The organism is Protofrankia sp. Cr1 (genome assembly GCF_963555865.1).
GTDB lineage: Bacteria > Actinomycetota > Actinomycetes > Frankiales > Frankiaceae > Protofrankia.
Window position 1 is genome coordinate 1 of record NZ_CAUVXO010000337.1, and the last position, 5,611, is coordinate 5,611.

Genomic DNA, 5,611 nt, shown 5'->3' on the forward strand with positions numbered 1-5,611 from the left:
GGCAAGGCTCGCCGGCACGCAAGCACCACCTCGTGCCCCGTTCGTACCTTGATCGCTGGGTTGAGGCTGACAAAGTGCGTGTGACGGAGCCGGACACACAACACACGTACGTTGCAGCACCCACCGCGGTTGCCCGCGAAACCGACTACTACCGGCTCGAATCGGAAGACATCGACGCAGCCGAGATCCCACCGCTCCTGTTTGAGACACTCCTAAGCGACGTTGAAGGCCATGGGAAGACTGCGATAGATGAGCTACTCGCGCGGTCCCCTGACGAGATTGATCCGGAGCTGATGGCCTGGTTCTTCTGGTACCTCTCGTTCCAGTTCACCCGAGGTCGCAGTTTTCGCGAACAGCAACGACGGCTTGCACAACGCCTGTCTCAGCTCAATTCTGGCATCATCGCACACGAGATGCGCGAGAGTCTCCATGGCGCAATCATTCCTACTGCCGACGAGGTCAGATCGGTCGAGCGCGTCGCCGACGCCGTTGAAGATGGAACGCTCATCTTGATGCCCCAAGAGCCCTCTTTGATTGATCTCTCCATGCGGGCCGCGGACGGTGTCGGCAGATACTTCGCCTCGCGCGAGTGGGTCGTCTATAGGACGCCACCAATCCTCGTGACCTGCGACGAACCGGTGGTGGTTATCGGTGGCCCCGGGCAGCCTCGCGGCCGACGCGGGCATTTGGCCGACGCCGGAGTCGTCATCCTTCCACTCACCCCAAGTGCCGTGCTGGCAATGTTTCGACCTGACCGGATGCCACCACCAACCGCCGTAACAGAACTCGACCACGCTGAGACGCTCGACCTGAACCGTGAGATCATTGCCAACTCGGTACGCTGGGTTTTTGATCAGCCATCCCGGCGGACAGCGGAAAAGCTACGGGTGCCACTGGCACCCCCAGCCTTGGGCGAGGACGAGCCGGTCGAGGTCGTGAACGTTCGCGGCGGAAGGGCGATAAGAGTTTACCAGCCGACACGCTGGGATGGAGCTGATCTCGTTCCAGACTGGCCGGTAGCGAGATGGTGGAGATAAGGTTTGCAATAACCGTACTGTGTCGACATGCGTAAACATGCTGCGAGCAGTAGTCGCATTTGCACCCCCACCCAACGTTATCGACGCAACCCGTTGTCGGGTTCATGACTCGGCGGATTGCCAGTCGTCCAGATCGCCGAGCACGTCGACGACGCGGCGCCGAGTGTGCAGGTATCCTGGGTTCTGCGGACGTGGCCAGCGGCTGGCTGGCCGGTCTTGCCACCACCGGTCGAATGCCGCGGGATGGTAGTGGCGAGCGCCGGTCGCCGGGTTGATGTACAACGGGTCGGGTGCCGGGCGGCTTGCCCGGGTCCCCCGCAGGATCGCATTGCTGACTGTGCTGGGCGCTACACCGTAGCGGGCGGCCAGCTCTCGCACCGAGAGCCCTGACGCTTCACCGGTCGACGGCAGCAACTCCACGCCACGCGGCCTCACCGCCATCGGCTATCCCTTCATCGCACTGCGTGAACACTATAAGTCACCGTTCTCTTACTGTCCCCGTCGCCGCTTCATTCGCACGGTGCGGCCCGACCTGTCCTCGGAGTCCTGCCGTTGGCCCACGTGATCGCGGATCGGGCGGAACTCCGCCGAGCCAGGTGACGACCAACGACGGAAAGCCGGTCCGCTGCTCAGGGGCCCAGATCCAGTTGTAGCGGAGGGGTCGGAGTCGGCTCGGATGGCGGTTTGGGTGCTCCGGACGGAACGGAGTGCGCGACTGGCCCTGTCGGTGGTACGGGCAGGCCGACGAGCGTGTCAGGTGCGCGGGCGGCGGTGAGGGCGGCGAGGGTGATGAGGGATTCGTCGCCGGTGAGATGGGAGCCGACGCGGATTCGGAGGATGTTGCGAAGCGTTTCCGACGGTTGGGTGAGCGCCGCGGCGAACGTCGCGCTCGGGACCTCCAAGACGCCGTGATACGGATCGTGGATGCGAGTGCCGTTGGGGAGCGACTCGAGGCGCACCGCTTCCCTGGAGGCGGGGGTTGGATTTTGTGGGGGCGACGCGACGGACGTTGTCGGGAGAGTTCGCACGGGACGGTATCGGGTGAGGTATTCAGCTCGCCCGGGCAAGGGCTGGGAGCTGTCGAGAGCGAGGTATGAGGCAAGGGTAAGCCGGGAGCTGTCGAGAGCCGTCGTGTAGCCACGTCGCAGCGCCGTGCTGGTCTCTGTCCCGATCGGCGCGAAGTGGCCGGTCGCGGTCCGCCGGTGTAGCAGGTTCTTGCCAGTCATGCTGTCCGCGGTGAGAAGTCCGGTCGAGGCCAAGTCGGGGAGAATCAGCACGGCGCGGCGGATCGCGGCAACGGCGTTGGGCAGGGACCTCAGATCCCCGTGCAGGGCGGGGGCGGTCGCAGTCTCGAGCCAGCGGGCCACGTCGTACGCGGCATGGCGGACGGGCTGGCCCTGGGAGCCGGTGGAGTCCAGGACCCGTAGGTGCCGTGAAAGGTTCTGGTACGCGGCGGTGGCTTGCGCGGCGTTGGCGGCCAGGCGGTGGTGGTCGATCGGGTTGTCGGCGCGGCCGAGGCGGGTGGTCAGGCTGGCCAGGGTCTGTGCCCTACCTGCGATCTTCGCGCTGAGATCGGCGAGGGTGATGAGCGCATGGTGGCTGACGGCCGCGTCGGGGTGGCTCATCTGGTAGGCCTCGAGCCGGAGATGTTCGAGCGCGCGTTCCAGCGGGGAAGAAGCGGCGTCGCCGAGCAGCGGCGTGACGTCGTTGAGAGCGAGCATCGTGCCGGCTGAAAACTCCTGATGATGTATGTGGCAGACCGTCACAAGACCGCCCAGTTCCAGCAATGCATCGGCGGTGCGCGCCGCACCGGCCGATGCGGTCGTCGTCGGGCCCAGGTCGGCGGCCGCTGCCGACCGAATGATCCTGTTGGCGAGATTGTTGGCGCTGACGGCCGCGGTCAGGGTGATACCTGCCAGGCGTGCTGTGGCGGCGTTGACCGCGGCGGGAAGCGTGAGGGCGGGGGCGTCCGGGCCGCGGGGCTCGCCCGATGGGCCCACTTGGGCGGCGAGGAGGTCGTGGGCTACGGCGAGTGTGTCGGCTGCCTGTCGCCACAGATCGGACGGTCCGGAGCGGGCGTCGGCAAGCAGTTCGCGGGCGGCCGGTGCGACTCGGGTGAGGTGGTCGGCGAATCTTCGTGGCGGAAGGTCGGCGGGGAAGGGCCGGGCGAGGAAGCGGGCATGGCGATGGGCGACAGTGAGAAGCAGGCCGATCCCGGCGGCCTGCCCGGCGACGTCGTGGCCCGCTGCCGGCCGGCTGCTCAGGTGGAATACCGCCTGCGCGGCCAGCCGGGCTGCGGAGTCCCGCAAGGATCCGTAGGTCAGCGGGTCAGATATCGTTGAGGAGGTCGAGGGCTTCCCGGACGAACACACTCGTGCGGGCGTAGGTGAGAACGGCGTCGACGTCCCCAGCGCAAGCGGGCAGCATCCTCACGGCACGGGCCAGCAGCGCAGAAACATCCTCTACATGGACTCGGTCAGAAGCAGCGAGTTCCGGCCGGGGTGCCTTTATCCCGAGGCCATCGAGTTCGGCGATGGCCTGGTCCACCACCAGCAAGGCGGATTGACCGGCCGGAGTATCAGCCGCCGGTCGTGCGAGCAACCCGACCGCGGCGTGCTCCAATAGGGTCCGGACCCTCGTAGGGTCGGTGTCGTGCCGCTTCATCAGCTGGGTCGCGACTTCCTGCCAGCTCATCGCTAACCTGCCTTTCAGTGCCGCCTACGACAGCAGCGAGAGAGTCGTCCGACCGTTGCCGCCGGTAGCGGCTGGACAGGAAACGAAACCAACTACCGTCGTCAGCTCGCCAATCTGCCAACGGAAGGAAGTCGGGCGAAGCCCGGCCGTGTACGGTCTTGGGTTGTGATCGAGCGTCGGGCACGGCGCCCACCAGCGTCCTTTTGTTCGGCTCCTTACTGGCGTCGGGCAGCGCGTATACCCCAGTACGGCGCCGGAGTTCCCGTTGCCGGTTCCGGAGGGGCGTCACGGTCATGACGTCTCCCGGGAGAGGTCCGAGGGCTTCCCGCTGTGGTCCGCGGCGAAGCCCGTTGTTCACACCCCCGGTGGAGCCGGACCTGCGGTACCGGTAGGTGGACGGGCGCCGAGCTGGAGCAGGCGGTGGTGGAGGAGTCCGTGCGCCGCGTCGCTTCGGGGCCGCGTCCGACGCCGCGGCCCGGCGCCTGGTCCGTCGGCTCGTTGATGTTGAGGGCGCGGAGGATGTCGGCGGTTCGGACGCGGTAGACGCGACCGACCCGGTGGACGGGGCAGGGGAAAGTGCCGGCGCTGGCGAGCTCGTAGGCGAGGTTGCGTCCGCAGCCGAGAGCGCGGGCGGCGGTCATGAGGCTGACGGTGGCAGGGAGGGCCAGCACCTCGGCGATGGACAACGGTTCCATGGCGTCTCGTCGCTTCCAAAGTCACAGGTCGAAGTCGAGGTCGGGACCCTCGGGACCAGCGGCATCGGCTGGTCGGGGTGGATCGGGGCGGAGCTGATCGGCCGTCGTGACCAGCTGGCGGCGCAGCGCCTGATCGGGGAAACGGGCGGCGATGGCCTCGGCGCGACCGGGCGGGTCGGGGAGCCGGGCGCCGGCGAAATGCCAGAGGGCGTGGCGGGAAGCGGCGCCGAGATAGGCGGTGATCTGGGCGTGATCGGCCGGGTAGAGGCTGTTCGGCCAGGCCGCCTTGTCGAGGTAGTCGTCGGCGGGTGCGCTGGTACGCAGCGCCGTCGCCAGCGCGGTGGTGTCGCCGGCGGCGAGGCGGGTGCGGATGTCGTCGGTGAGCCCGGCGCGGATGGCGCGGTTAACGATGATCTGCTGGGTATGTTCGTCGGCGGTGCCGAGCAGCCAGCCCGCGCGGTCGCAGGCCGCCTTGAGCGCCTGGTCCGACAGGTCGGTCACCGAGGCGGGGACGGGCAGGCCGCGGACGGCGTCGCGGATGTCGCCGGCGGCGAGGGTGTGGGGGCCGGCGGCGGCGAGTTCGTAGGAGACGGCTGGCTGGGTCAGGTCGATGATGCCGATCGCCCGGCCGACCGCCTCCCGGCTGGTGACCATGCCGCGATCGATCCAGGCCCGTCCGGTCTGCGCGGTGACGAGGATCGCGTCCAAGTGCCCGACAGCGTCGCTGACGCCTTTCCACCCGACCAGGTCGTCGTGGGTGGGCAGGATGCGGCGGGCGAGCGGGCCATGGGAGGTGGCGGGAACGGTGAGCAGGTCACCGGGAGGGACGGCGTGGACAAGCCCGTTGGCCAGGATCCACAGCCGCGGCATGTCGGGGGTGCTGTAGTGCGCAAGGTCGGCCAGCGTGGCGCGGGCGAGGTGGGTTTCCACGGCCAGCGTCAGGTTCGCGCCGGCCAGCGCGTTGTAGCTGGGTCGGCCCGTAGCGGTCGGGTCGGACCGCCGGCGGGTGGAACGGGCGACGACGGTCCCGATGTCGCGGGCCAGGTCGCGTAGGACGTCGCGGTCCAAGCGGTGGTTCCCGGCGACGGTGTCGATGTGCTGGTTTTGGGCGCCGGCCGGGAGGCCGTACACGCCTGCGGCGACGTCGGTGAGTGCGGCGACGATCGGGTCTGTCAATATAACGGT

The 5,611-nt window shown here is 68.0% G+C and carries 6 protein-coding genes; 1 reads left to right on the top strand and 5 read right to left on the bottom strand.

Annotated features, from left to right (window positions below; genetic code table 11):
* On the top strand, nt 1-1,037 hold a 1,037-nt coding region (locus U9980_RS20620; RefSeq protein WP_322769425.1), incomplete at its 5' end, for a DUF4238 domain-containing protein.
* Between the two features lie 102 nt (nt 1,038-1,139).
* Here U9980_RS20620 and U9980_RS20625 read toward each other — a convergent pair.
* The 5 genes from U9980_RS20625 to U9980_RS20645 all read right to left on the bottom strand — a co-directional run.
* Entirely contained in the window at nt 1,140-1,478 is a 339-nt protein-coding gene (locus U9980_RS20625; protein WP_322769426.1) for a helix-turn-helix transcriptional regulator, read from the bottom strand.
* Nucleotides 1,479-1,666: 188 nt separating this feature from the next.
* Nucleotides 1,667-3,346, bottom strand: coding sequence for a hypothetical protein (locus U9980_RS20630; RefSeq protein ID WP_322769427.1), 1,680 nt, complete (start codon nt 3,344-3,346; stop codon nt 1,667-1,669).
* A gap of 19 nt (nt 3,347-3,365) precedes the next feature.
* Nucleotides 3,366-3,731 carry a hypothetical protein gene (locus tag U9980_RS20635; protein WP_322769428.1) on the bottom strand — a complete coding sequence of 122 codons (366 nt, stop codon included), beginning with the start codon at nt 3,729-3,731 and terminating at the stop codon, nt 3,366-3,368.
* Nucleotides 3,732-3,946: 215 nt separating this feature from the next.
* Entirely contained in the window at nt 3,947-4,426 is a 480-nt protein-coding gene (locus U9980_RS20640; RefSeq protein ID WP_322769429.1) for a helix-turn-helix domain-containing protein, read from the bottom strand.
* A gap of 21 nt (nt 4,427-4,447) precedes the next feature.
* Nucleotides 4,448-5,611, bottom strand: a 1,164-nt coding sequence (locus U9980_RS20645; RefSeq protein ID WP_322769430.1) for a hypothetical protein, incomplete at its 5' end; no start/stop codon positions are given.

Bases quoted from the DNA above. Each gene is read 5' to 3' on its own strand.
- U9980_RS20625 (WP_322769426.1), bottom strand. From the start codon at position 1,478: ATGGCGGTGAGGCCGCGTGGCGTGGAGTTGCTGCCGTCGACCGGTGAA.
- U9980_RS20635 (WP_322769428.1), bottom strand. From the start codon at position 3,731: ATGAGCTGGCAGGAAGTCGCGACCCAGCTGATGAAGCGGCACGACACC.
- U9980_RS20640 (WP_322769429.1), bottom strand. From the start codon at position 4,426: ATGGAACCGTTGTCCATCGCCGAGGTGCTGGCCCTCCCTGCCACCGTC.